The organism is Streptomyces formicae (genome assembly GCF_002556545.1).
Classification (GTDB): Bacteria; Actinomycetota; Actinomycetes; order Streptomycetales; family Streptomycetaceae; genus Streptomyces; species Streptomyces formicae_A.
Map to the genome: position 1 here is coordinate 653,405 of NZ_CP022685.1, position 25,466 is coordinate 678,870.

The window sequence follows — 25,466 nt, forward strand, 5'->3', positions numbered from 1 at the left end:
AGGGATCGCTGGGCCTCCTTTCGGAAAGTCATGGCCCGATGATCACGGATGAGGCGCCGGTGTCGCAACGCATTTTCCGATCGGCTCGCGGAACCGCCATGGGCGAGCCCGCGAGCGGACGGAAATCCTTGCTCCACCGGACGCCTCAGTGGCCTATCTCCTTGCGTGTGACCCGGCGCAGCCTGCGCCGCTGGCCGGGGTCGAGCGCCAGATAGGCCGCGGCCGGGACTCCGAGCACGATCAGGAATGCGGCCCACCACGGCAGCCAGAACAGCAGAATGATCCCGGCCGCCACACCTCCTGCGGCGATCTTCGCGTTCTTCGACATGTGTGTCGCCTCCTTCGCGGCTCCTGCCGCTCTCTGTCCTGGAAAACGTGATCGGGCGCCTCACAGTTCCGGGCCACGACCCTGAGAGACCCCTGAGTCGTGACCCCTACTGGTTCCGGAGCCGCTCCGCCCCCCGTCCGCGGTCAGGACCCTTGAGCCTCACTCGACGCGGAGCGGCTCCCCTACCTCGTACATGTGCCGCAGGACCTGACGGTAGGAGTCGACGAATCCCGCTTCGGTGTAGGGCATGCCCAACGAGGCGCAGTGGGCACGCACGAGGGGTTGGGCGAGCCGCAGGTGGGGGCGGGGCATGCTCGGGAACAGGTGGTGCTCGATCTGATAGTTGAGGCCGCCCAGGAACCAGTCGGTCGCCAGGCTGCCGCGGATGTTGCGCGAGGTGAGGACCTGACGACGCAGATGTCCCCAGCGCTCCCCGTCCGGATCGGGCATTTCCATGCCCTTGTGGTTGGGTGCGAAGGCGAGTCCGAGGTGCAGGCCGAACAAGGCCTGGTGGATGGCGGCGAAGGCGACGGCGTGGCCGAGGGGCATGGCGGTGAGCAGCAGCGTCACATAGCCGACGAGGTGGGCCACGAGGAGGAGTCCTTCCACCACGCGTTCACGCGGGGCCTGCCGACGCAGGTCCTGGAATCCGTAGACCTTCATGGCGACGCCCTGGAGCAGCGTCAGGGGGAAGAAGAGCCACGCCTGGTTGCGGGTGAGCCAGCGCCGGAATCCCACGCGGACCTTGGCCTGCTTGCTGGTCCACACCAGAACGTCGGCGGCTACGTCCGGGTCCTTCTCGATGTGGTTGGGGTTGGCGTGGTGCCGGTTGTGCTTGTCGTTCCACCACGCCGAGCTCATCCCGAGCAGGAGGTTGCCGTGTATGAGCCCCATGACGCGACCGACCGTGCGGTTGCCGGATATCTGTGAGTGCCCCGCATCGTGACCGATGAAGGCCGTGCGGGCGCACAGGACGGAGAGCACGGGAGCGAGCAGCAGCACCCACCAAGAGGTTCCCAGGAGGAACATCCCGACTCCCACCGCCGCCAGCGCCAGGGCATTGATCGCAACGGTGCGCGTGTACCAGCCGATCCGACGGTCCAGGAGACCCTGCTCCTTGACGGTGCGCAGCAGGGGCGCGAAATCACTTCCGGCGGGCTGCCTGCCGGTACTGACAGGGGAGCGTTCCGCGACTGCGGCGGCCTGGGGCATGCTGGTTCTCCGGTCTCCGTAACAACGGGCTGACCTGTAAAAACCTACGGATCGGTGACCTTCGGCGACCATGACGCCACCACCCGTTCCGAAGCGGGGGCAAGCACCGCCCGACAGGGGGGCTGGCTACACCCCCGCGACGTGGAGTGACGTGAATCACCACGGCACACTCGTCGCCAGGGCGTAAATATGTTGTACCCTCGGCCGCTCCAGTCTCAGTAGTCAAACTTGAGGAATGCGCCATCGCTGTGCACGGACTCCCTGCCGTATCCCCCTCCGAGATCTCCGAACTGTCCCGCTGCTCCGTGCTGTTCGTGCCGGGCGATCCGGCACGCGGCGGGCGTGTGGCCTTCTGGCAACCCGATGGCACAGAGCTCCCTTCGATCGCCTCCAACACTTCGATCACGGAGGGAGCTCGTGAGGAACTGACCGTCGCCGTACCGGGGGACGACGGCGTCGAGCTCGTCGACGTGATGGCGTTGCTCCTCCCGGTGCGCGTAGCGCTGCCCGTCCTCACGCGCGCGCGTGCCGCCTCTGGCACCCATCCCACGGCGGCCTTCTGGGGCACCGCGGGCGTGCTCGCCCTCCAGCTGGCGGCCAGGGGCCTGCTCCTCCCCGGGCTCACCAGCAGTGATCACGACGCCTGGCGTACCGGCCCGCTGGGGGCCGATGACGTGCAACGGCTGCGCGACCTCGCCGCCGCGATGCCACCCGCCGCGCACGCGCACCCTCTGGACCACACCGTGCCGCCGCGGCTGCCCGAACCGGAACGCCTGCTGCGCCAGTTCCTCGACGCCGTGGCCGATACGCTCCCCCGCTCCCCCGCCGCCGCGATGGCCACGGGCGGGCCCGCCTTCAGCGCGGCGGAACCGCAGCATGTTCCCGAACAGCGCGCCTGGGCCTTGGACGTGGCCGCCGGTCACGACGCGGGCGTGCGCATCTCCCTGCGCGTGGAGATCCCTGGTCTCACCTCGGAGACCGAAGGCGGTACCCGGCTCCCTTTCCGTGCCGTACTGCAACTGCACAGCGTCAGCGACCCCTCGCTCGTCGCGGACGCCGCCGAGGTGTGGGCCGGATCCGGCACGTCGGCGGCGGCCTTCGGGTCGCGCGCGCGGATGGACGCCCTGCTCGCGCTGCGTCGGGCCACGCGCGCGTGGCCGCCGCTGGCCCCGCTGCTCGCCGCCACCGTGCCCGACGCCATCGAACTCGCCGACGAGGAGGTGACCGACCTCCTCGGGGAGGGGGCCCGGATGCTCTCGGTCGCGGGCGTCGACGTGCACTGGCCCAGGGAGTTGACGCGCAACCTGACGGCGCGCGCGGTCATCGGCCCGCCGGACGACGAAGACCAGGGGCCGCAGAAGCTGTCCTCGGACACACCGTCGTTCCTCTCCGCCGATGCGCTGCTGGCCTTCAACTGGCGTTTCGCACTGGGCGATCAGCAGCTGACCCGCGAGGAGCTGGACCGTCTCGCCGAGGCCAACCGCCCTGTGGTGCGTCTGCGGGACCAGTGGGTGCTCATCGACCCGGACGAGGCGCGCCGCGCCCGTGAGCGCCACGACCGCAAGGTCACACCGATCGACGCCCTTGGCGCCGCCCTGACCGGCACCACCGAGATCGGTGGCCAACGCGTCGACGTGCAGCCGACCGGTTGGCTGGCCACCCTTCGCGAGCGCCTCGCGGACCCGGAGGGCATGGAGCCCGTCGGGCAACCCGCCGCGCTCGCCGCGCAGCTGCGCGACTACCAACTGCGCGGCCTGAACTGGCTGGCCCGCATGACCTCACTGGGTCTCGGCGGCTGTCTCGCCGACGACATGGGGCTCGGCAAGACGATCACCCTGATCTCGCTCCACCTGCACCGTCAGACGGATCAAGAATCCGCGGGCCCCACGCTGGTCGTCTGCCCGACGTCCTTGATGGGCAACTGGCAGCGCGAGATCGAGAAGTTCGCGCCGGGCACCCCCGTACGCCGTTTCCACGGTGCCCGCCGCAGCCTGGAGGACCTGGCCGACGGCGAGTTCGTACTCACCACCTACGGGACGATGCGGCTCGACGCGGAGACGCTCGGGCAGACCTCGTGGGGCATGGTCGTCGCCGACGAGGCACAGCACGTCAAGAATCCGTACTCCGCGACGGCCAAGCAGCTACGCACCATCGGGGCACGCGCGCGTGTAGCGCTCACCGGCACTCCGGTGGAGAACAACCTCTCCGAGCTGTGGGCCATTCTCGACTGGACCACGCCCGGGCTGCTCGGCAAGCTCGGCACGTTCCGCACCCGCTATGCGCAGGCCGTGGAGGGCGGGTCGGACCCGGGCGCCGCCGAGCGGCTCGGTCAGCTCGTGCGCCCGTTCCTGCTGCGGCGGCGCAAGTCCGACCCGGGCATCGCGCCCGAGCTTCCCCCGAAGACGGAGACCGACCGTGCGGTGTCGCTCAGCACCGAGCAAACAGGGCTCTACGAAGCGGTGGTCCGCGAGACGCTCGCGGAGATCTCCGGGGCCGACGGTTTCGAGCGGCGGGGGCTGATCGTCAAGCTCCTCACCGGTCTCAAGCAGATCTGCAACCACCCGGCGCAGTACCTCAAGGAGGACGAGCCGAGGATTCCGGGTCGCTCCGGAAAACTGGAACTGCTCGACGAACTGCTCGACACGATCCTGGCCGAGGACGCGTGCGTGCTCGTCTTCACGCAGTACGTCCAGATGGCCCGGCTCATCGAGCAGCATCTGTCGGCGCGCGGCATCCCGTCGCAGTTCCTGCACGGCGGCACGCCCGTAGCCGAGCGCGAGGCGATGGTGGAACGCTTCCAGGAGGGCGCGGTCCCGGTCTTCCTGCTGTCGCTGAAGGCAGCGGGTACGGGGTTGAACCTCACCCGTGCCGAGCACGTCGTGCACTACGACCGCTGGTGGAATCCGGCAGTTGAGGCCCAGGCCACCGACCGCGCGTACCGCATCGGTCAGACGCGGCCCGTGCAGGTGCACCGGCTTATCGCCGAGGGCACCATCGAGGACCGCATCGCCGACATGCTCCTGCGCAAGCGGGAGTTGGCGGACTCCGTCCTGGGGTCCGGTGAGGCGGGGCTCACCGAACTGACCGACTCCGAACTGTCCGATCTGGTCGAGCTGCGAGGGGGCGCGCGATGAGTGACGCGTACGACGAGGAATATGGCGGCGCGAGCAACGACGGTCCGGGCGCGGACGAACGGACCTTCGCCGCACTGCCGCCGGCGCACGGGAGGGGTTTCGCGCAGAGCTGGTGGGGTCAGGCCTGGCTCAAGGCGTTGGAGGACACGGCCCTCGACCTCCAGCAGTTGAAGGCGGGACGCAGGCTCGCGCGCGCGGGATCCGTGGGCGCGGTGTCGGTGCGGCCCGGCCGGATCACGGCGGTCGTTCAGGACCGTGACGGCACCCCGCACCGCTCCGATGTCCTGCTGCAGGAGCTGAGCGAGGACGAGTGGGACCGCTTCCTGGGGATGGCGGTCGAACGGGCCGGGGACATCGCGGCACTCCTCGACCGTGAGATGCCACCGCACCTGGTGGAGGACGCGGCCGCGGCGGGCGTGGAACTCCTGCCCGGCATAGGCGACCTTGAGCCCGAGTGTGACTGTGACGCGTGGGACCACTGCGGGCACACTGCCGCGCTCTGCTACCAGTTGGCGCGGCTGCTGGATCAGGATCCCTTCGTCCTGCTGCTGATGCGGGGCCGCGGGGAGCGTGCGCTCCTCGACGAGCTCCAGGTCCGCAGCCTGTCGCAAGCCGACGCGCAGCCGGCCACGGAGGAGGCGCACGATGCGGCTCCAGAAGGCGTGAGCGCCGCTCAGGCGTACGCGGAGGGGGCCGTGCTCCCACCGCTGCCCCCGCTCCCCGCGCTGCCGCCGGAGCCGGGTCTGCCGCCCGCGCTCGACACGGAGACGGAACCTGCTGCGGGCCTCGATGTGGCCGCGCTCGAGTTCCTTGCGGCACAGACCGCCGTGGAGGCGTACCGGCTCCTGGCCGACGCGCTGACTTCCGGCCACGAACGACTCCCTGTGGGACGTGAGTTGACTGCGAGCCAGGACGCCGTGCGTCTGGCGGCCGGGGCTCCTGGTGAGGAGATCACGGCGCGGCTCGCGGCCGGGTCCGGGCGCGACGGGGACGCTCTCGCGCTCGCCGTCCGCGCCTGGGAGTACGGCGGTCAGGCGGCGCTCTCCGTGCTCGAGGAGGAGTGGACTCCACGAGAGGAGTCGTTGGCACGCGCGCGTGCCGCGCTGGACGCGGCGTGGGAAGAGGACGAACGGCCCCGTCTGCACGCGGCCGACAACCGCTGGACCCTGGTCGACGCCGACGCCCAAGTGCGGCACGGCAGGGACGGCCGCTGGTGGCCCTACCGCAAGGAGCGCGGCCGTTGGACCCCTGCGGGGCCGGCGGCGAAGGACCCGGCGACGGCGCTGGCCGTGGCGGCCGGAGGCGAGTAGCACGGGGGCGCCGGGCGCACGACATGGCGCTTGGCCGAAACGCACGCGGCGCCCACCGGCGCATCCACGCGGGGCGCCCGTGCGCCGGGAACACCGGCGCACGCACTCACTCTGGCCAGCGATTGAGCGAGGGCATGACATCCGCGAGCGTGGATCGCGTCGGTTCAGGGAGATCCGACCGCAACAGGAGCCGCCCCGGGCTCAACTGCGGGGGCATCGGATTCGTCAGCTCCGTGCGTGTGACCCGTCCGAAGGGAGTGATCAGGGCACCGGGCCCCACGACTACTGATCGGACCGATGGTTGACGACGGCGCCTCCTGCCCCTCGCGGGAGGCGCCGTCGGCGCGACTCCCGGCGTTCACCTGGCGTCCCCTCGGCGTTCGTGGTGGCGGCGAAGTCTGGCCGCTGTGACCGAACTCGTGCCCCAGGAGGCCCCGATGTCCCCGCACGCCGCCCGCAAGCGCCGTGTCCGCCGTTCCCTAGCTGTCGGCGTACCGCTCGCCGTGGCCACCGCGATGGCGGTGACCGGCACCGCGATGGGCAGCCAGCAGAGCGCAGACCACCAGCACGGTGCCCACAAGAAGGCGCGCGTCACCCACACGGCCACTCTCGGTGACATTCCTCTCGGCACGTTCAGCAACTCCCTCCTGCCGGGGACGGTGGACAACGACCGCGGTGTGGATCTCGGCGGCATCGGCAGTGACCTCTACCCGGCAGGCCGCAAGGGCGAGTTCTGGACAGTGACCGACCGCGGGCCCAACGGCCAGATCAAGGTGGACGGCAAGAAGCGCCGCACCTTCCCCGTGCCCGGTTTCGACCCCGCGATCGTGAAGATCCGCGTCTCCGGAGAGACCGTCAAGGTCCTCTCCGCCGTGCCGATCACGACCTCCTCCGGGAAGCCCGTCACGGGACTGCCCAATCAGAAGGGACGCGACGAAGCGCCCTACACGTACGACGCACGGAAGCCTCTCTCCTACGATCCGAACGGTCTGGACACCGAGGGCCTCGTGCGGGCCGCCGACGGCAGCTTCTGGCTGGTGGACGAGTACGGGCCGTCGCTGATCCACGTCTCGGCGCGCGGAAAGGTGCTCAAGCGTTACGTCCCTGAAGGGCTCGACCTGCGGGGCGCGGACTACCCCGTGGTCGAAGCGCTGCCCGGCATCCTGTCGCACCGTAAGACGAACCGCGGCTTCGAAGGGCTCACCCAGCTGCCCGGAGGCGACCTGGTGATGGCGGTGCAGAGCCCTCTCTCGCTGCCGGACGAGGACGCGGGTGAGGCCTCGCGGACGACACGCCTGCTGCGCTTCTCCCCGAAGAAGCAGGCAGTCACCGCCGAGTACGCCTACCGCTTCGACCCCGTGGACGTGGTCGACCCGGGCGAGGACGACACCTCCGAGCTGAAGATCTCCTCCGTGGTCGCCGTCGGCCGTGACCGGCTGCTCGTCCAGGAGCGCACGGACAAGGCCGCGCGGCTGCAGAGCGTCACCCTGGACCGCCGGTCGAACATTCTCGGCGGCAAGTGGGACAGCGACACCACCAAGCCCTCACTGGAGCAGCTCGACGACCCCGCCGCCTCCGGAGTGCCCGTCCTCCGTAAGCGCCTGGTGGTCGACCTGGGCAAAGTCGACGGTGTCCCCGGAAAGATCGAAGGCGTCGCCAAGGTCGACGAGCGCACCCTGGCGCTCATCAACGACAACGACTTCGGCATGACCGACGGTCCGGAAGCCTTCGACAAGAACGGCCGTCTGGTGGACAGCGACGTGGAGACGACGGTCACGTACGTCAAGCTGCCTCGGAAGTTCTGAGCGGCACAGGGAGCTCGTTCTCAGGACAGCGGCTCGGTGAGCTTGTGCTTCCCCGAGCCGCTGTCCCCCGCGAGGCTGCACGCGACGCTGTCGATGCCCAGCTTGTAGCCCGAGGCGTCCGGGTACTGCACCAGCGTGCCCCGGACGGTGCCGGCGGGCTGACTGCGCGCCTTGCGCTCCAGGGGCCGCTCGCACAGGGCGGTAGCCGCCTTCTTCAGGGCCGCGTCGGTCGTGTAGGAGCCGTTCAGCTCGGCGCGCTTGACGACCTCGGCGTCGTGCGGCGCGCCGCACGACTTCTTCGCCGCCTGGCCCGGCCTGCTGCTGTTGGTGTTGAAACAGTCACCTGTCTTCAACAGGTAGTACGGGACTTCGTTCCCCGCGGGTGACGGAATCAAGGAGTCGAGGTCGCTCGGGAAACCGGTTGGCAGGGACGGGATGCCACTGGGAACTTCGGTGGGCAGGCCGGAGGGGACCTGCGACGGGATGCTCAGCGAAGGCGTCGGGGTGCGGCTCGTGCTCCTGCTCGACTCCGTAGGGCTCTTCTTGTCCGATCCGTCGTCACGGGTGAGCACGAGGACCGTGGCGGCGATGGCGGCCACCGCAACGATGACGGCGAGCAGGGCGAACAGCCTGTTCCTGCGCCCTCCGGGCCCCTTCTGCGGCGGTGGCGGGGGCGGCCATCCCCCACCCCCGGGAGGCGGCCCGAACCCGCCCTGCGAGGGTGGGCCGGCCCCGCCACCGCCCGACGGCGGGGGACCACTCGGAGGCGGAGGGGGCTGCGGCGGCATCGGCGGCATGGCCATACCGTCAAGAGTCGCCTCGAACCGGTCATCTAGCGACCCCTCTACCGAAGTTGACGCGGAATCACCGAACCGACTACGACTGCGAAGCGGCCCGGTCCTCGCTTCGCAGGGCGGGAATCGCTCAGCCCCGAGCGCCCAGCAGATGGTCCATGGCCAGCTGGTCGAGGCGCTCGAAGGCCATCCCGCGCGCGGCAGCGCCCTCCACGTCGAACGCCTCGTAGGCAGCCCGGTCCGCGAGCAGCCCGGCGAGGCCGTCGTCGGCCGTGGGCACCGCCAGTTCGTCCAGACGTGAGGCCCTCAAGGCTTCCTGCACTTCGGGGTCGGCCCGGAAGGCCGCCGAACGCTCACGCAGAATCAGGTAGTTGCGCATGCAGCCCGCGGCCGATTCCCACACCCCTTCGTAGTCCTCCGTCCGCGGCGGCTTGAAGTCGAAGTGCCTCGGGCCGTCGTAACCGCCCCTCTCCAGGAGGTCCACCAGCCAGAACGCGCTGCGCAGATCACCCGCTCCGAACCGCAGGTCCTGGTCGTACTTGATGCCGGTCTGGCCGTTGAGGTCGATGTGGAAGAGCTTGCCGGCCCACAGGGCCTGGGCGATGGAGTGGGGGAAGTTCAGGCCCGCCATCTGTTCGTGGCCCACTTCAGGGTTCACGCCGTACATGTCGGGCCTCTCCAGGCGTTCGATGAACGCGAGGGCGTGCCCGACGGTGGGCAGCAGGATGTCGCCACGCGGCTCGTTGGGCTTGGGCTCGATCGCGAACCGCAGGTCGTAGCCCTGTTCGCGCACATACTCGCCGAGCAGGTCGAACGCCTCCTTCATGCGGTCCAGCGCGCAACGCACGTCCTTCGCTGCGCCGGATTCCGCGCCTTCCCTGCCACCCCACGCGACATAGGTGTGCGCACCCAGTTCCACCGCCAGGTCGATGTTGCGGATCGTCTTGCGCAGCGCGTAGCGGCGTACGTCGCGGTCGTTGGCCGTGAACGCGCCGTCCTTGAAGACGGGGTGGGTGAAGAGGTTCGTGGTGGCCATCGGCACGACGAGCCCCGTCGTGTCCAGCGCCTGCCGGAAGCGCTTGATGTGCGCTTCGCGCTCGGTGTCCGACGACCCGAAGGGGATCAGGTCGTCGTCGTGGAACGTCACTCCGTAGGCGCCTGCTTCGGCGAGGCGCTGTACCGATTCGGCCGGATCGAGCGGAGCCCTGGTGGCGTCGCCGAACGGGTCCCTGCCCTGCCAGCCGACGGTCCACAGTCCGAAGCTGAACTTGTCCTCAGGAGTGGGCTGGTAGTTCATGTGCGGCTCCCTCGACTATTTCGTCATGGCGATTTACAAATTAGTATCCGAGGGCTCCGCTGGGAAGGTCGGGGAGGGAAGTCCGGGGCCGCGTCCCGGGGAAGCCGCAGGAACGGAGACCTCAATGTCGTCATCGCCAGCAGCCCAGGGGCCGCTCGTCGTCGGTGTGGACACCTCCACGCAGTCCACCAAGGCCCTGGTCGTCGACGCCGCCACGGGGCGCGTCGTCGCGAGCGGCCAGGCCCCGCACCGGGTCAGCACGGGCGAGGCCAGGGAGAGCGATCCCCAGGAGTGGTGGGACGCCCTGTGCGCGGCGCTTCACCACTGCGGGCCCGCCGCCCGCGAGGCATCGGCCGTGTCGGTCGGCGGACAGCAGCACGGCCTCGTCGCGCTCGGCGCCGATGGCACGCCGGTGCGGCCCGCCCTCCTGTGGAACGACGTCCGTTCGGCCCCGCAGGCCCGGGATCTCGTCGAGCGGCTCGGCGGTCCCAAGGCATGGGCCGATCGTGTCGGCAGCGTCCCCGGGCCGTCCTTCACCGTGACGAAATGGGCCTGGCTCGCCGAGCACGAGCCCGCGGCCGCCCGGGCCACGACGGCGGTACGGCTGCCCCACGACTACCTCACGGAACGTCTCACCGGATACGGCACGACCGACCGCGGCGATGTCTCGGGCACGGGGTGGTGGGCTTCGGCTTCGGAGACATACGACGAGGAGATCCTCGGCATGGTGGGGCTCGACCCGACGTTGCTGCCCCGGGTGGCACGCTCCGGAGAGGTGGTCGGCACCGTACGCGGCAGCGGTGAACTGCCCTTCTCCCCCGGCACGCTGGTCGCGCCCGGCACCGGTGACAACGCGGCAGCGGCCCTCGGGCTCGGGCTGCTCCCGGGCACGCCGGTGCTGAGCCTGGGCACATCGGGCACGGTCTACGCGGTCTCGGAGCATCGCCCCACGGACGCCACGGGAACCGTCGCGGGTTTCGCCGACGCGCGTGGCGCGTGGCTGCCGCTGGCCTGCATCCTGAACTGCACCCTGGCCGTCGACAAGATGGCCGCGCTCCTGAACCTGGACCGAGAGGCGGTGGAGCCGGGCGGCGCTGCCACGCTCCTGCCCTATCTGGACGGCGAGCGGACACCGAATCTCCCCCACGCCTCCGGCATCCTGCACGGTCTGCGACACGACACGACGGCCGGGCAGCTCCTGCAGGCGGCGTACGACGGGGCCGTCCACTCGCTGCTCGGCGCCCTCGACCAGGTGCTCGATGCGGACGCCGACCGCTCGTCCCCGTTGCTGCTCATCGGAGGCGGGGCGCGCGGCGCGGCGTGGCAGCACACCGTCCGCCGCCTGTCCGGCCGCCCGGTGCAGGTGCCCGAGGCCAAGGAACTGGTGGCGCTCGGCGCCGCCGCCCAGGCCGCCGGGGTGCTGACCGGTGAGGATCCGGCCGCGATCGCACGGCGTTGGGGAACGGCCGAGGGGCCCGTGCTCGACCCCGTGGAGCGGGACGAGGCGACGCTCGCGCGGATCTCCGGGGTACTCTCCGACGCGGCGCCCCTGCTCGTCAGGGCGCCTCATGGGGAGTGAGGACCGACGGAGGCATGACCGCACCGCTGCACGAGGAACGCCGGGGCACGAACGGCGCGCGGCTGCCCGACACCCAGCAGGGCATGCGCCGCCGCAACCTCGCCCGGGTGATGCACGCGGTGGCCGCGCACGGCCCGCTGTCACGGGCCGCCGTGGCCTCCCGGATCGGACTCACCCGGGCCGCCGTATCGACCCTGGTCGACGAGCTGATCCGCACCGGGCTCCTGGACGAGTTGGGCCCCGAGCGCCCCAGCCGAGTGGGCCGCCCAGGATCGGCCCTGGCGGTCAGCGGCCGGGGGCCCATCGGCATCGGCGCGGAAGTGGGCGTCGACCATCTCGCGGTATGCGCGGTCGACCTGCGCGGTGAGGTGCGGGCCCGCGCGGTGCGACGGGTCGCCAATCGCCGCCGCGCGCCCGAACCCGTGCTCGAAGAGCTCTCCGCCATGGTGGAGCGGCTGAGCGCCGAAGTCAGGCAGGTGGGCCTCTCCCCCGCCGGCCTCGCCGTCGCCGTGCCCGGTCTCATCACACGTGACGCGCGGACCGTGGTCAGGGCCCCCAACCTCGGCTGGCGCGACATCGACCTCGCTCCGCTCCTGCCCTCCGATCTGCCGCTGAGCGTGGACAACGAGGCCAACTTCGGCGCCCTCGCGGAGCTGTGGCTCGGCGCGGACACACCGGAGGACTTCCTCCATGTCTCGGCGGAGATCGGCATCGGCGCCGCCTTGGTCGTCGATGGCCGACTGCTGCGCGGAGCGCATGGTTTCGCTGGCGAGCTGGGGCACGTTCCGGTGCGTCCAGAGGGCCCGCCCTGCCCCTGCGGCGGGCGCGGCTGCCTGGAGCAGTACGCCGGTGAGGAGGCCGTGCTGCGCGCGGCAGGAGTGGGGCCTGGCGTGGATCGGGTCGGGCTTCTCGCCGATCGCGCGGCCGCGCGGGACGCGGGGGTACGGCAGGCACTTCACGGCGCCGGTGAGGCGTTGGGCATCGCGCTCACAGGCGCCGTCAACCTGCTCGATCCGCGAGCCGTGGTGCTCGGCGGCGCTCTGTCGAGACTCGCGCCGTGGCTGTTGCCCTCGCTGGAGCAGGAGTTGACCGGCCGGACGGCTGGACGTGCCTGTGGCGTCACCGTCTCCGAGATCGGTTCGGACGGGCCCTTGCTCGGGGCGGCTCACTCGGTGGTGCGTGCCGTGCTTGATGATCCGATGGCGGTCGCCTGCGGCGCATAGACCGCAACGGTCTGCCGCCTTCCCTCCCCCGTTCGAGTGGCCGAGATATCCACAATCCCTCAGCTGTACACAGATGCGAGGCAGGCCCTTCCGCCCCAACCAGCGGGCGCCGTAACGTAATTCGTGCGAGGCGCAGCTGCCCCACCGGCCGCGAGCGTCCACGCCGATCGGGGGAATCACGTGTCGGGGAAAGCTGGACGGGGCCTGAGACCGGACCAGCGCAGCTCGGCGACGAGCCCGCGCCGGTTCCAGAACAGTTCCACAAGCACGGCCTGTCCGGCCAGAGCGGAGCAGTAGAGCGATGAGCGACCCTCGGATCCTGACCGTGCGGCCGGAACCCGGCGAGTACGCCTGGACGTTCGGCGGCGCCCCGCCCGTCGCCCGCATCACGCCAGGCACCGTCCTCGACCTCTTCACGGAGGACTGCTTCGCGGGGAACGTGCGCTCGGAGAAGGACCTCGTCTCCGAGGTCTGCCAGTTCCCCTATCTCAACCCGCAGACGGGGCCCTTCCACGTGGAGGGAGCCGAGCCGGGTGACACCCTCGCCGTGCACTTCGTGTCGATCGAACCGGCCCGCGACTGGGCGGCATCGACCACGGTCCCCCTGTTCGGCGCCCTCACCTCCACACACGCCACCGCGTCCCTGCAACCACCGCTTCCCGAGGCCGTATGGATCTGGCAGCTCGACCGGGCCCGCCGCACGGCACGGTTCACCTCGCGTGACGGCGACTTCGAGACCGATCTGCCGATGGATCCCATGCACGGCACCGTCGGCGTCGCACCCGCCAACCTCGAGGTCCGCTCGGCGCTCGTGCCCGACGCCCACGGCGGGAACATGGACACACCCGAAATGCGAGCCGGAGTCACCTGCTATCTCGGGGTGAACGTCGAGGGCGCCCTGCTGAGTCTCGGCGACGGGCACGCGCGACAGGGCGAGGGCGAGACGTGTGGGGTCGCCGTCGAATGCGCCATGAACACCGTGGTGATCGTCGAGCTCTTGAAGGGGGTCACCACTCCGCGGCCGCGCCTGGAGTCCGATACGCACATCATTTCGACCGGCTCCGCCAGGCCGCTGGAGGACGCCTTCCGCATATCCCAGCTGGACCTGATCCAGTGGCTGGTGCGGGACTACGGGTTCAGCGAGCTGGACGCCTACCAGTTCGCGACGCAGACCGTCGAGTCGCCGCTCGCCAATGTCTGCGACACCAACTACACCTGCGTGGCCAAGCTCCGTAAGGACTGGCTACCCGCGCGCGAGACGCATCGCGGACTGCACGCGCGGCTGCGCGAGGTCGCCACGACGCTCCCGCGCGGGAGCCTCCGCTCCCTCTAAGGCCCTCTGTGTCACAGTGAGTTCCCCCCTCTCAAGTGCAGCGCCAGCCCAGCCGTTTCCCCCCACCGAGAGGCAGGTCAGTCATGGATCGAGCAAGACGCTTCCCGAGCAGACGCCGACTGTTGCAGGGTGCGGTCGCCGCGGCGGTTCCCGCGACGCTGCTGTCCACCGGCCACGCGAGCGCGCAGGAGCGTGCGGGCGACTATCCACCGGCCGAGTGGATTCCGGCCAGCACCTCCAACTACACGGCGGCCAACCGGCCCAGCACCTACTCCATCGACTACGTGGTCATCCACGTCACGCAGGAGACCTACGCGGACGCTCTCGCGATATTCCAGAACCCGGCGAAGCAGGTGTCCGCCCACTATGTGGTGCGCTCCAAGGACGGGCACGTCGCCCAGTGCGTCCGCGATCGCAACGTCGCCTGGCACGCGGGCAACTGGAGCTACAACACCCACAGCATCGGCATCGAGCACGAGGGCTGGGTCGACAAGCCGGAGTACTTCACCGACGCGATGTACCAACAGTCCGCCGCGTTGACCTCCGCCATCTGCTCGAAGTACGGCATCCCCAAGGACCGCGAACACATCATCGGGCACTCCGAAGTTCCCGGTGCCGACCACACGGACCCCGGCCCATACTGGGACTGGTCCCGCTACATACGTCTCGTCAACTTCGCCTGAGGCACCCGGGCCGCTTGTCGGCTTCCGCTCCTGGGGCGACGATGGCGACAACCCCATCGCCGTCCCAGGAGGCCGAGTTGACCGATCCGTGGGTGGCTCTGAAACCGGGCACCGACCCCACCGAGCAGGCACGGGAGCTGCGCCGGGCGCACGAGGACTTCACCGCCAAGGGAACGGTGGCGCGGCCGGTGCGGCCGGTCGTGGCCGACTCATGGCGGCGGTCGGCCAGGGCGCGGGTCAGTCCGGAGGCCACGGGCGCGGCGGTGGAGCTGACCGATGGTGACCTCGGCGCGTATCGCGCGGAGCATCCGCTGGCGCGGGTGATGCCGCTGTTCCGTGAGTTGATGGGCACGTTCGCCTCGGACGGCGAGCATCTGCTGGCCGTGTGCGACGCGCAGGGCAGGCTGTTATGGGTCGAGGGGCACGCGGCGACACGACAGCGCGCGGGGCGGATGAACTTCGTTCCTGGCGCGCGGTGGGCCGAATCCGCCATGGGCACGAACGCGCCGGGGACGGCGGTCGCCGTCGACCGTCCGGTGCAGGTGTTCGCCACCGAGCACTTCATGAGGCGTGTGCAGCCGTGGACGTGCGCCGCGGCTCCGGTGCACGATCCGCGTACCGGGCGGCTGATCGGGGCGGTCGACATCACCGGTGGGAACGGCCTTGCGCACCCGCACAGCCTCGCCTTCGTACAGGCCGTGGCACGGGCGGCGGAGTCCCAACTGGCGCTGCTGGCACCGCCGATGCGAGCCGAGGACGCGGTGGAGCTCACCGCGTTGGGGCGCGAGGAGGCGTTGCTCCTGGCGGGCGGCCGGAAGGTGCGTCTCAGCCGCAGGCACAGCGAGATCGTGGTGCTGCTCGCCCGCCATCCGGAAGGGCTGACCGGTGACGAGCTGCTGTACGCGCTGTACGAGGACGAGTCGGTGCCGCAGGTGACGTTGCGGGCGGAGATGGCGCGGCTGCGGCGGGTCCTCGGCGCGGAGTTGTTGCGATCGCGTCCGTACCGTCTCGCGGCGCCCGTCGAGTGTGACGTCGATACGGTCGAGCGTCGGCTGGGGGTCGGCGCGGTGACGGCGGCAGCCGCCGCGTACGCCGGTCCGTTGCTGCCCGGGTCCCAGGCACCGGCGTTGGTCCGGCTCCGGCGCAGGCTCGCCGATCAGCTGCGTACGGCGCTGGTCGACAGGAACGATCCCGATCTGTTGGCCGATTGGGCGCACGCTCCGTGGGGTGAGGATGATCTGGTGGTGTGGCGGGCGCTGGCCGCGCTGCGCCCGACGGCATCCGTTCTGGCCCGCCTGCGGGCGCTCGACGTCGAGCTGTCCGCGTCGGGGCACGGTCGCGCGCAGCCCTAGGGCAGGTAACCAGGCGCGCCCGGCCACATGCCGGGTGCCCGCCCCGCTCCCATCCTCACCCCCTCCCCCTCCCCCTCTCCCTCTCCCCATGCTTCGAGGTGAGCACCGCAACGTACATGCAACGTCAGCGCTCCTAGCCTCCGGGCGAGAGCTGCCCAACGGCGGGCAGCCTTCCCCGGGAGGCCAGCCAAGATGACCCGTTACGCAGCGCCCGGCACCGAGGGCGCGATCGTCTCCTACCAGTCGCGCTACGACCACTTCATCGGCGGCGAGTACGTGGCGCCCGCTCGTGGCCAGTACTTCGAGAACCCCAGCCCGGTCAACGGGCAGGCCTTCACCGAGATCGCCCGGGGCACGGCCGAGGACGTCGAGCATGCCCTCGACGCGGCGCACGCGGCCGCGCCCGCGTGGGGACGTACGTCCGTCGGTGAGCGCGCGGACGTCCTGCGCAAGATCGCCGACCGGATGGAGGCCAACCTCGAACAGCTCGCGGTCGCCGAGAGCTGGGAGAACGGCAAGCCGGTCCGCGAAACGCTGGCCGCCGACATTCCGCTCGCCATCGATCACTTCCGGTACTTCGCGGGCGTCATCCGCGCGCAGGAGGGATCGCTGAGCGAGGTGGACGAGGACACCATCGCGTACCACTTCCAGGAGCCGCTGGGCGTCGTCGCGCAGATCATCCCGTGGAACTTCCCGATCCTGATGGCGACTTGGAAGCTGGCGCCCGCGCTCGCGGCCGGAAACGCCGTCGTCCTGAAGCCCGCCGAGCAGACCCCGGCCTCGATCCACTACTGGATGAGCCTGGTGTCGGATCTGCTGCCCGCCGGTGTCGTCAACATCGTCAACGGCTTCGGCGTCGAGGCGGGCAAGCCGCTCGCGTCCAGCCCCCGCGTCGCCAAGGTCGCCTTCACCGGGGAGACGACGACCGGGCGGTTGATCATGCAGTACGCCTCGGAGAACATCAAACCGGTCACGCTGGAGCTGGGCGGCAAGTCGCCGAACATCTTCTTCGACGACGTGTGGGCCGCGAACGACGACTTCCGGGACAAGGCACTCGAAGGGTTCACGATGTTCGCCCTCAACCAGGGCGAGGTCTGCACCTGTCCGTCGAGGGCGCTCGTGCAGCGCGGCCACTACAGCGAGTTCCTCGAGGCGGCGGTCGCCCGCACGGAGCAGATCAAAGGCGGCCACCCGCTCGACACCGACACCATGATCGGCGCGCAGGCGTCCAACGACCAGTTGGAGAAGATCCTCTCCTACCTGGACATCGGCCAGCAGGAAGGCGCCAAGGTGCTGACGGGCGGTCAGCGCATCGAGCACGACGGCGAGCTGGCCGGGGGCTATTACGTCCAGCCGACCATCTTCGAGGGCGACAACCGGATGCGGATCTTCCAGGAGGAGATCTTCGGGCCCGTCGTCTCGGTCTCGTCGTTCAACGACTTCGACGACGCCATCAAGATCGCCAATGACACGCTCTACGGCCTCGGCGCCGGAGTGTGGACACGGGACATCAACACGGCCTATCGGGCGGGCCGTGCGATCCAGGCGGGCCGCGTCTGGACGAACTGCTACCACGCCTACCCGGCGCACGCGGCCTTCGGCGGCTACAAGCAGTCCGGTATCGGCCGTGAGAACCACAAGATGATGCTGGAGCACTACCAGCAGACCAAGAACCTTCTGGTGTCGTACTCGGCGAAGAAGCTCGGCTTCTTCTAGAGGCACGAGAAAAGGCGCCTGACCTGGGCTTTTACCCGTCAGGCGCCTTCCGCTCGACCCGCTCAGCCCAGGGCCCGGTTTACGTTGTAACTCCCAGTTCCTCCCACCGCTACCCCCCTTCTGACCAGCTGTTCCGGACCAGTGGCGGACCAAACCCCGACTCACCCCGCAGGTACCCCGCCCTGGCTGACGCGGTCCCACTCCTTCATCGACTGCTCGATGAGGCGGTTGGCCTGCTCCCGGACGCCGTCCAGGAACTTGGCGTAGTGCCGGAAGAGGACCTCGATGCTCTGGCCCGCGCGGCGGGCACACTCGGCCGGGTCCACACCGGAGTACAGCCAGAACGAGATCCCGGCGTGCCGAAGGTCGTAGGGCCGCTTGGCCAGCCCGGAGGCGAGTTCCGTGCGCGTCAGGACGCACTTCCGCGCCCGCGCCCAGGTGGTGCCGTACGCGGCCGCGTCCACGTAGTTGCCGGCCTGGTTCCGGAACAGTCGGCCATCCGGCGCCACGCCGAACCGTTCGATGTGCGCACGGAGGATGCATACGAACTGCGGCGGAATCGGCACAGGTCGGGTGGCGGTGGCCGCGCGGCGCTTGAGCGAGTGCACCTCGTGCACCGCGCCGTCGTCCGTCCACTCCTTTCCTGCGATGACGACGCCGCCCGAAAGGTTAAGCATCCCCCACCCGGTCTTGGGGAGGTGACACTGATCGAGCCGGATTACCTCCGCGGGCCGCATGGCCGCGTAGTACATACAGCCGAACAACGCCTCCAGGTGAGGGCCGCGTCCGCGCAGTTGGGCAACCGCCGCGAGGAGCCGGGCGACCTGGGCCGGGTTGGGGACGGCGGCCGGGTCCACCTCCTCGCTGACGGCCGGAGCGTTCCATCTGAGCCCGTTGAGTGGGTTCTCCGCGAAATAACCTTTCTCCACTGCGGTGTTGAGTACTTGGTTGAACGCAGCCCGCTTGCGCCGTGCCGTCTTGGCCGCAGCCGCCTTGCCGTCCAGCTTGCGGCACAGGGCGTCCAGCGCCCGTCGTAGCACATCGGCTTCCGCGAGCGCACCGACGGAAAGGGAGTTCCGCTTTATCCAGTCCAGGGCCTGCCGCCATTCGTCGGTCGGCTCCTGGGCCCAAGCGTTCTTGTTGAATGACCACGAGTACAAGGAGCGCCGCAGCACCCGCGGCTCCGGATAGCTTGCGCCAGGGTGCACCAGGGCAGGTGTGATGGTGGCGAATGCGTCGGCCAGGGTTCGGCGGGTGTTTCCCGGCGTGCGGTCCCATCGTTGGTCGAGGTATTCGTGGGCAAGGTCGTACCACGTCGTCCGCTGCTTGATGGCTCGCAGCTCGGACGTCGGCAGACCGGTGTGCACATCGAAAGCCTCACCGTCGCGCGCCGCCGTCATCAGCTTTGAGCGCCTGCTGTCGGCAAGACCGGAGGTAATGAATGACTCGGATTTTTCGCGCCCTTCGACCGTCCACCGGACCATAAACGGTTTGCGCCGGTCAGGGCGCTCGCGTATGTCCCAGAAACGGACGTTGTAGCTCATCGCCAAGTGTCAGAATCCCTCTCGCATGCTTCCCACCAGGCGTCCAGGTCTGCGCGACGGCAACGGATTTCGCCATTGGGCAACTTGAACATGCGGGGAGCTTGTCCGCGAGCACGCATTCGGTAGAACGCCGACGGACTCATACGGATCTCTGCTAGGACCTCAGCGAGCTTCAGCGCCGGAGGACGAGCCATGCAATTTCACCTTCGTACTGGGAAAGGCTTCACGTCGGAAATCCAGCCGCGCATCGACACGGCACAGGTCTGCAGTTCTGAACAGCCACCCCTCGCGGAGTGGGCGACAGGACACAGCTAGGCAGAACAAATCGACGCAGCGGGAGAATTCGTCACGGCATGCAGGAGACGGCCGGGGAGGAGGCCATGCGTAGCAGGCAGCCACAGCCGTGAACATGAAGACGCGGTCATTGACGTAGCAGCGCGTGGCAACGGCCGCCTTATTACCTCCTCACGAATACGTGCAGCATTGCCAACTGCGTCCGCCACAGCTCCACCGCCAAGCACAGCCGCGTGCGAACACCATCAATGCTCTGGAGAATCCCCGGTTTCGGTAACCGGGGATCGTCTGCTATACATCACGCAGCACGGAGGAGGGCATCGCCCCTGGCGCTCCCGTCGCCTCCGTCAGGGAGCCAGCCGGTAGGACCTGAGCGCGGGGTGTACGTCGTCGTCCATCAAGACCACAAGACCGTTCTCGGTTAGTCGCCTGAGGTTGCGCGCCACCACGCGCTCGGGGACCCCAACGGCTCGGGCAATGCCTCGGGCCTCAGCACCGGGGTGGGCCGCGACGTACGCGAGCACCACCAGGTCTTGGCGATGCCCGCTCTGCACCAGGTCCTCACCGAAGAAGCCAGCGGCGCAGACGCAGAGGCACATGGCCGTAGAGAGGGCGGCGTAGTCGGCTTTCGTCTGGGCGGTCCATGCGTTCATGGCGCCGAGCGCCAGGAGGATCGGGGCCGTGACGCGGGCCGATCGAAGTGCGACTTTCGGCAGGTGGGCCTCCTTGCTAGGACCATCGCGTGAGACGGGAGAGGGAAGCCAGCGCGACACGCCGACACCCGCACAGCTGTGAGCGTCTCTGACCTGGTCTTTTCCGGGGAGGTTGTACGTTGACATGGTCTCCGGGAGTGATTCCAGTCCCCCAGGGCTCCTTCTCGGGAAGAGGGAGCCGATGCCTTCGGCGCGGAGCAACTGCACCAACTCCTCGATGGGTGCAACTCTCCCTGAGTGAGATCGCTGGCCAGGCCAGGAATTCGAAGTTGTGCTGGTCAGGTTGAGGGTAGACCTGTTCGCGCCGTGGTTTCCGCGGGTGCGGACAGCATGTTCGGTGATGAGTCCCGCAGACCGCTGAGCGCCTGGACCGTCATTACCACCGCGGCCCCCGCCGCCACGCCGAAACCGCCGTGCGCACCGCCCGTGTCCACTACCCGCCCCGCGACCGCCGCGGCGCCCTCTATTCCTGCCGCGCTTGCGGAGTTGCCCCAGCTGAATGCCTGGGTGAGGACGGCGCGCGGGACCGACGACTCGGTGAGGACGGAAGCGAGGATCAGGAAGACCGGCACGGCGAGTCCGGTCAGGGCGAGGATGGCGCCGACCGCGAGGGGTGCGTCGAGGAAGGTCAGCGGGAGGCTCGCGAGGGTGAGGAAGGCGGCAGCTGCGGCCTGGTGGCGCCGGGGTGAGCCGCCGCGACGCCATGCTCCGTAGGCCCAGCCACCCACCAGGTTGGTGCAGTTGGAGGCGAAATACAGCAGGGCTGCCACGTCCGGCGGGCCGCGCCCGACGGCGTACGCGGCGGTGGACACCTGCATCGCGCCGGAGAACACCCCTAGCGTGAGGCTGAGCGCGACCTGCCGCAGGAATGCGGAGCGCAGGAGGGCGCGTCCGGCGTGCCGGCGTTCGGCGGGGCCGGTGAGGGGCGGCATGGTGCGGCGCTGGGCGGCGAGGGCGAGCCCGCCGACGACGACGAGCGCGGCGGCGACCAGCGCCCCGGCACCCGGGCGGCCCGCCGCACCGAGGACGCTCACCAGGGCCGGGCCGGCCAGGTAGGACACGCCGTTGGTGAGGGCCTCCAGGGCGAAGGCGGTGGGCAGCGCGACAGCCCGTTCGCCGGACAGCAGGGCGGACCAGCGGGCGGCGGACAGGGCACCGAGCTGGGGCAGTGTCGCCCCGACGAGCACTCCGGCGACGAGGTGAGGAGAAGTACCTCGAAGGCGACACCGACCTGCACACCCTCGACCACTGGCTCACCCGTGCCCCCACGCCGACGACCTCTTCACCGACGCGCCGGAGCACGGCGAGGCGTAACACCTACGACGCGACGCGAATGTGAGGGGCCCGGAAACCGTGAAGGCGGTTCCGGGCCCCTCATGCGTGTGTCAGCTCAGACGATGAAGTTCTCGCAGGCGGTAGGAATCCATCCCTTGGTCCCCCGGTAGTTGATGTACGACCACCGGTTGTCGTTGTGCCAGCCGCACTTCGAGTAGGTCTGCCCGTACTCCACCTCGCAGGCAGCCCACTTGGCCTTGGCGCCCTTCGGGTACAGGCCCTTGGCCGTCGAGTTGAGCTTCCGCGTCTTGCGGATCTTGACGCTCTCCTTCGCCTTGATCGGGTTCCCCTTGCCGCACGCCTTGCTCGCCACGCTCGTGGGAGCGGCATCCGGCGTGACCGCACCGGCCGTCGCCGTTCCGGCCGCAAACGCGGCCCCCGTCATCGCCACGACACCCAGCAGAGAAGCCAACTTCCGCACTGCACAACCCCGTTCACTAGCTGCGGGGCTTCTGCACACCCCGCGGTACGCCGCACAGCCTAGGTCATCATGATCGCGTACGCGAACGGAAAAGGACATGGAAAGAAACACGGAAGGAGACGTGAAAGGAGACGCGGCGCCGACCTCCCAAAGGCTCCCACCGGACCCGCCGTTGCCCTCAGGGTCGGCGACGACATCCTTGCCGTCCCGAGCGGCGTTCGGGCAGACGCCCTTGGTGCGGTGATCACGGGGGGGGCGGGTCCCGGGGCTCGCATCTTGCCCGCGGATCACCGGCGGTCACGGTCCAGAGCCGACGCTCTCGGCGAAGGCGAACCGCGGCACCTGTTGCGGGATGGCAAGGCGGTGCCGGGCAATCCCCCGCAGGGGGCACCGAAACCCACACGAGTGATCGAACACAGCATCACGACCCGTCCCACTCGGCCACACAAAGAGAGGGCTGGGTATTCGAAATCGCGTTCTAGATTTCGCCCGCTCCCACCCATTACGGCGACAACAGAGCGCCCGTTACCCGATCACCTGTCCGCATCCCGCCCCCGAGGAGCCCTCATGCATCCCGTACGCCGTCCTGCTCTCGTTCATCCCGCGTTCGATAACACTGCCGCCTCCCCGGGCATCGCCCATCAGCTCGCTTCCGGCCGCGCCGCCCTGTTCGCCGAGGGGTCACGACCGGATACGAGGTACCTGGCATGACCCACTCCGCTCACCATTCCTTCCCTGCGCGCGGCCGTCGTACGGTCCAGCGCCTCGTGCGGGAGGGACAGCGTTGACCCAGGCTCGCCATCTAGTAATCGCGGACGTGGCGCAGCTCCTGCCCCGGGACAGCGGCGCCGTCCTGTGCGTGCGGCGCAAGCCGGATGCGGCCCTCGCACCAGGACAACTCACCGTCGTGGGCGGCCATCTCCAAGCCGGTGAACCACTGGACCACGCGGCCCGGCGTGAAGCGCAGGAGGAGACCGGGATCCGCATCCGCGCCGACGAGCAGGAGTTCTGCGGACTCATCCATCACCACGAGCCCGGCGGCACGGACCGGATCACTGCCGTGTTCGTCGCCCAGTCCTGGACGGGCGAGCCGCACAACGCCGAGCCGGACAAGCACGACGGGCTGTTCTGGGTCTCGATGGAGAAGCCCCCGCCGGACTGCCGTCCCTCCACCGTCACCGTCTTCCACATGCTCACCCACGGCCCGTCGCACCGGGCGTTGAACTGGCCCGCCCCGGGAGGCACTCGGTGAAGAGGTTCTTCGGACCGGTGAAGATGGCCGAGCCTCGCGTCTCCGACGCCGAACAGGAGCTGTTCGGCGGACCGTTGCGCTACGACCTGGGCTGGTCGCAGCACGAGCACGCCGGTCTGGATCTGACCATGATGACGGCGCTGCGCTCCATGCCCGCACTCGTCGGCGCCGCCCTGCGTCTGGCGTGGCAGGCCGACCGGCGCGCGCTCCTGGCCGTGGCCGTCAGTGAGATCGGCCAGGGCATCGCCGCGGCCGTCGGCCTGCTCGCCATCAACGCCGTCATGCACGCGCTGCTCGCCGGGACCGGCAGCGCCGACCAGCGGTTGCACGCGCTGTTACCCGGACTGCTGGCCGCCGCCGCCATCGCTGTCGTCAACTCCGCCCTCTCCGCCTGGTCCACCTCCCGCGCGGGGCGTCTGGAGCCGAAGGTCGAGCGGATCGCCACCACCCAGTACCTGGCCGCCGCCGTCAGCGTCGAGCTGGAAGCCATCGACGACCCCGACTTCCGTCGGCTCGTCGACATCGCCCAGCACGGCCCCGGCGCCGCCCGGCGCATGATCGGTGCCTGTGTCGCCGCCCTGAACGGCCTGATCTCCCTGATCACCACGGCCGGTGTGCTCGCCGTGCTCCACCCCCTCTTGCTGCCCATGCTGCTCCTCATCGCGGCCCCGCGCGGCTGGGGTGCCATGCGCGTGGCCCAGGAGCGGTACGTGTCGGTGATGGCCTGGATCGAGCACGTGCGAGCCAGCCGCCTCATCGGCAGCCTGCTCACCGAACGCAGCGCCGCCCAAGAGGTCCGCCTCCATGCCGTCGGAACCTTCCTCCTCAGCCGTTACGAGCGCATGGCCGAGAGCGCGGAAGCCGAACAGGAACGCCTCGCCTCCAGCAAAGCCCTCACCGAATGGATCGCCTCCGCACTGTCAGGACTGGCCATGGCCGCGACCTACGGGGCCATGTTCTGGCTGATCGTCGCCGGACACATGAGCCTCGCCGTCGCCGGAACCGCCGTGATCGCGGTACGCACCGGATCGGCGAGCCTGGGCGCGCTGGTGATGAACATCAACCAGCTGCATGAGGAATCCCTCTACGTACGCGACCACGGCCGGTTCCTCACCCAGGCCGCACAGCGCACCATCCCCGCTGGCGGCGACCCCGTACCCGGGCGGGTCAAGGAGATCGCCCTGGACCAGGTCACCTACTGCTACCCCGACCGGGACACGGCTGCCCTGGAGCAGGTGTCGCTGACCTTGCCGATGGGGTCGGTCACCGCCGTGGTGGGGGAGAACGGCTCCGGCAAGAGCACGCTCATGAAGATCCTTTCGGGCATGCTGCTGCCCCAGAGCGGCACCTTGCGCTGGGGCGAGGCGGACATCACCGGCCTCGACCGCTCCCAGGTCTTCGAGCGCGTCTCCCTGCTCACCCAGGACTTCCAGCGCTGGCCGGTGACCGCCGCGATGAACATCCGCATCGGCCGCCCCGCCCACGCGGCGGCATCGCAGGACTTGCAGCCCTCGGTCGACTACGCCGGTGCCGCCCCGGTCATCGCCAAACTCCCCGACGGCCTGCGCAGTCTGCTGGCCCGCATGTTCCGCGGCGCCATCGAACTCTCCGGCGGCGAGTGGCAGAAGGTAGGTCTGGCCCGCACGCATTGGCGTAGCGCGACCTCGCGGGCGGACAGCATCCTCATCGTGGACGAGCCCACCTCCGCACTCGATCCCGAGGCGGAGATCGAAGCCTTCGGCCGTATCCGTCGCCTCGCCGCCCCGAACCGGGCCGTCGTCCTGGTCACCCACCGCATGTCCGGCGTCCGCCACGCCGACCACATCTACGTCCTCAACCAAGGGCGCCTCGTCGAACACGGCACCCACGACGACCTGATCGCCGCGCACGGCCGGTACGCCGCCATGTTCGACGCGCAGGCCGCCCAGTACGCCCCCACCGTCAGCATCCCGAATCCCGCCGCGCCCACCGTGGCGGACCCCGCATGACCCGCTCGCCCGAAAGGCCCGCCGTGACCACATCTCCCACCACCGACCTCCACGACGCCGACGCTCTGCGCCATCAACTGGCCGACCAACTCGCCAAGTCCGGCCACATCCGTACCCCCGCCGTCGACAAGGCCCTGCGCACCGTGCCCCGGC

Annotated in this window: 20 protein-coding genes; 11 read left to right on the plus strand and 9 right to left on the minus strand. The window is 69.7% G+C overall.

What is annotated here, in order from left to right; all coding sequences use genetic code 11:
- Positions 1-145 precede the first annotated feature (145 nt).
- The gene (locus tag KY5_RS02740; RefSeq protein WP_098240668.1) at positions 146-328 is read right to left on the minus strand and encodes a hypothetical protein; all 183 of its coding nucleotides are present in this window, start codon (positions 326-328) and stop codon (positions 146-148) included.
- 159 nt (positions 329-487) lie between these two features.
- Entirely contained in the window at positions 488-1,540 is a 1,053-nt protein-coding gene (locus KY5_RS02745; protein ID WP_098240669.1) for a fatty acid desaturase family protein, read from the minus strand.
- Positions 1,541-1,788: 248 nt separating this feature from the next.
- Between KY5_RS02745 and KY5_RS02750 the strand changes: the two genes are divergently transcribed.
- The 3 genes from KY5_RS02750 to KY5_RS02760 all read left to right on the plus strand — a co-directional run bounded on the left by KY5_RS02750 (position 1,789) and on the right by KY5_RS02760 (position 7,789).
- On the plus strand, positions 1,789-4,674 hold the full coding sequence (locus KY5_RS02750; RefSeq protein ID WP_098240670.1) for a DEAD/DEAH box helicase: 2,886 nt from the start codon (positions 1,789-1,791) through the stop codon (positions 4,672-4,674).
- The gene (locus KY5_RS02755) at positions 4,671-5,984 is read left to right on the plus strand and encodes an SWF or SNF family helicase (RefSeq protein WP_098240671.1); all 1,314 of its coding nucleotides are present in this window, start codon (positions 4,671-4,673) and stop codon (positions 5,982-5,984) included. The genes KY5_RS02750 and KY5_RS02755 overlap by 4 nt, the downstream gene beginning before the upstream one ends.
- A gap of 437 nt (positions 5,985-6,421) precedes the next feature.
- The gene (locus KY5_RS02760) at positions 6,422-7,789 is read left to right on the plus strand and encodes an esterase-like activity of phytase family protein (RefSeq protein WP_098240672.1); all 1,368 of its coding nucleotides are present in this window, start codon (positions 6,422-6,424) and stop codon (positions 7,787-7,789) included.
- A gap of 20 nt (positions 7,790-7,809) precedes the next feature.
- On the opposite strand, the gene KY5_RS42075 is transcribed toward KY5_RS02760, so the two are convergent.
- Together KY5_RS42075 and xylA are read right to left on the minus strand one after the other, a co-directional pair.
- A complete protein-coding gene (locus KY5_RS42075) occupies positions 7,810-8,388 on the minus strand; it encodes a hypothetical protein (protein WP_199842907.1) in 579 nt (192 codons plus the stop codon).
- A gap of 325 nt (positions 8,389-8,713) precedes the next feature.
- A complete protein-coding gene (xylA, locus tag KY5_RS02770) occupies positions 8,714-9,880 on the minus strand; it encodes a xylose isomerase (protein ID WP_098240673.1) in 1,167 nt (388 codons plus the stop codon).
- A gap of 124 nt (positions 9,881-10,004) precedes the next feature.
- Here xylA and xylB point away from each other — a divergent pair, with 124 nt between their 5' ends.
- The 6 genes from xylB (at position 10,005) to KY5_RS02800 (ending at position 17,766) form a co-directional block, all read left to right on the plus strand.
- Positions 10,005-11,459: a xylulokinase gene (gene xylB / locus KY5_RS02775; protein WP_098240674.1), complete on the plus strand. Its 1,455-nt coding sequence runs from the start codon at positions 10,005-10,007 to the stop codon at positions 11,457-11,459.
- A gap of 14 nt (positions 11,460-11,473) precedes the next feature.
- Positions 11,474-12,682 (plus strand): ROK family transcriptional regulator, encoded by a 1,209-nt coding sequence (locus KY5_RS02780; RefSeq protein WP_098240675.1) that lies wholly within the window; start codon positions 11,474-11,476, stop codon positions 12,680-12,682.
- Between the two features lie 301 nt (positions 12,683-12,983).
- Positions 12,984-14,015, plus strand: coding sequence for an acetamidase/formamidase family protein (locus KY5_RS02785; protein ID WP_098240676.1), 1,032 nt, complete (start codon positions 12,984-12,986; stop codon positions 14,013-14,015).
- 83 nt (positions 14,016-14,098) lie between these two features.
- Positions 14,099-14,698 carry an N-acetylmuramoyl-L-alanine amidase gene (locus KY5_RS02790; protein ID WP_098240677.1) on the plus strand — a complete coding sequence of 200 codons (600 nt, stop codon included), beginning with the start codon at positions 14,099-14,101 and terminating at the stop codon, positions 14,696-14,698.
- Between the two features lie 41 nt (positions 14,699-14,739).
- Positions 14,740-16,050 (plus strand): GAF domain-containing protein, encoded by a 1,311-nt coding sequence (locus KY5_RS02795; RefSeq protein WP_098240678.1) that lies wholly within the window; start codon positions 14,740-14,742, stop codon positions 16,048-16,050.
- Positions 16,051-16,242: 192 nt separating this feature from the next.
- A complete protein-coding gene (locus KY5_RS02800) occupies positions 16,243-17,766 on the plus strand; it encodes an aldehyde dehydrogenase family protein (RefSeq protein ID WP_098240679.1) in 1,524 nt (507 codons plus the stop codon).
- Positions 17,767-17,927: 161 nt separating this feature from the next.
- Here the strand turns inward: KY5_RS02800 and KY5_RS02805 are convergent, their stop codons facing one another.
- The 5 genes from KY5_RS02805 to KY5_RS02825 form a co-directional block, all read right to left on the minus strand.
- Positions 17,928-19,310: a tyrosine-type recombinase/integrase gene (locus KY5_RS02805; RefSeq protein WP_199842909.1), complete on the minus strand. Its 1,383-nt coding sequence runs from the start codon at positions 19,308-19,310 to the stop codon at positions 17,928-17,930.
- Entirely contained in the window at positions 19,307-19,504 is a 198-nt protein-coding gene (locus KY5_RS02810; RefSeq protein ID WP_098240681.1) for a helix-turn-helix transcriptional regulator, read from the minus strand. The genes KY5_RS02805 and KY5_RS02810 overlap by 4 nt, the downstream gene beginning before the upstream one ends.
- A 447-nt stretch (positions 19,505-19,951) precedes the next feature.
- The gene (locus KY5_RS02815) at positions 19,952-20,257 is read right to left on the minus strand and encodes a winged helix-turn-helix domain-containing protein (RefSeq protein ID WP_234362588.1); all 306 of its coding nucleotides are present in this window, start codon (positions 20,255-20,257) and stop codon (positions 19,952-19,954) included.
- Positions 20,258-20,595: 338 nt separating this feature from the next.
- On the minus strand, positions 20,596-21,504 hold the full coding sequence (locus tag KY5_RS02820; RefSeq protein ID WP_098240682.1) for an MFS transporter: 909 nt from the start codon (positions 21,502-21,504) through the stop codon (positions 20,596-20,598).
- A gap of 203 nt (positions 21,505-21,707) precedes the next feature.
- Positions 21,708-22,064 (minus strand): hypothetical protein, encoded by a 357-nt coding sequence (locus KY5_RS02825; RefSeq protein ID WP_159072467.1) that lies wholly within the window; start codon positions 22,062-22,064, stop codon positions 21,708-21,710.
- Between the two features lie 826 nt (positions 22,065-22,890).
- On the opposite strand from KY5_RS02825, the gene KY5_RS02830 reads away from it, so the two are divergent.
- Both KY5_RS02830 and KY5_RS02835 read left to right on the plus strand, forming a co-directional pair.
- A complete protein-coding gene (locus KY5_RS02830) occupies positions 22,891-23,325 on the plus strand; it encodes an NUDIX domain-containing protein (protein WP_234362589.1) in 435 nt (144 codons plus the stop codon).
- The gene (locus KY5_RS02835; protein ID WP_098240685.1) at positions 23,322-25,313 is read left to right on the plus strand and encodes an ATP-binding cassette domain-containing protein; all 1,992 of its coding nucleotides are present in this window, start codon (positions 23,322-23,324) and stop codon (positions 25,311-25,313) included. Before KY5_RS02830 ends, KY5_RS02835 begins: the two co-directional genes overlap by 4 nt.
- Positions 25,314-25,466: the final 153 nt, after the last annotated feature.

What these genes read in the sequence shown, in the direction of transcription:
- KY5_RS02740 (WP_098240668.1), bottom strand. Translation starts at nt 328, where the DNA reads ATGTCGAAGAACGCGAAGATCGCCGCAGGAGGTGTGGCGGCCGGGATC.
- KY5_RS02745 (WP_098240669.1), bottom strand. Translation starts at nt 1,540, where the DNA reads ATGCCCCAGGCCGCCGCAGTCGCGGAACGCTCCCCTGTCAGTACCGGC.
- KY5_RS02755 (WP_098240671.1), top strand. Translation starts at nt 4,671, where the DNA reads ATGAGTGACGCGTACGACGAGGAATATGGCGGCGCGAGCAACGACGGT.
- KY5_RS02760 (WP_098240672.1), top strand. Translation starts at nt 6,422, where the DNA reads ATGTCCCCGCACGCCGCCCGCAAGCGCCGTGTCCGCCGTTCCCTAGCT.
- xylA (WP_098240673.1), bottom strand. Translation starts at nt 9,880, where the DNA reads ATGAACTACCAGCCCACTCCTGAGGACAAGTTCAGCTTCGGACTGTGG.
- xylB (WP_098240674.1), top strand. Translation starts at nt 10,005, where the DNA reads ATGTCGTCATCGCCAGCAGCCCAGGGGCCGCTCGTCGTCGGTGTGGAC.
- KY5_RS02780 (WP_098240675.1), top strand. Translation starts at nt 11,474, where the DNA reads ATGACCGCACCGCTGCACGAGGAACGCCGGGGCACGAACGGCGCGCGG.
- KY5_RS02785 (WP_098240676.1), top strand. Translation starts at nt 12,984, where the DNA reads ATGAGCGACCCTCGGATCCTGACCGTGCGGCCGGAACCCGGCGAGTAC.
- KY5_RS02790 (WP_098240677.1), top strand. Translation starts at nt 14,099, where the DNA reads ATGGATCGAGCAAGACGCTTCCCGAGCAGACGCCGACTGTTGCAGGGT.
- KY5_RS02795 (WP_098240678.1), top strand. Translation starts at nt 14,740, where the DNA reads ATGGCGACAACCCCATCGCCGTCCCAGGAGGCCGAGTTGACCGATCCG.
- KY5_RS02800 (WP_098240679.1), top strand. Translation starts at nt 16,243, where the DNA reads ATGACCCGTTACGCAGCGCCCGGCACCGAGGGCGCGATCGTCTCCTAC.
- KY5_RS02805 (WP_199842909.1), bottom strand. Translation starts at nt 19,310, where the DNA reads ATGAGCTACAACGTCCGTTTCTGGGACATACGCGAGCGCCCTGACCGG.
- KY5_RS02810 (WP_098240681.1), bottom strand. Translation starts at nt 19,504, where the DNA reads ATGGCTCGTCCTCCGGCGCTGAAGCTCGCTGAGGTCCTAGCAGAGATC.
- KY5_RS02815 (WP_234362588.1), bottom strand. Translation starts at nt 20,257, where the DNA reads ATGAACGCATGGACCGCCCAGACGAAAGCCGACTACGCCGCCCTCTCT.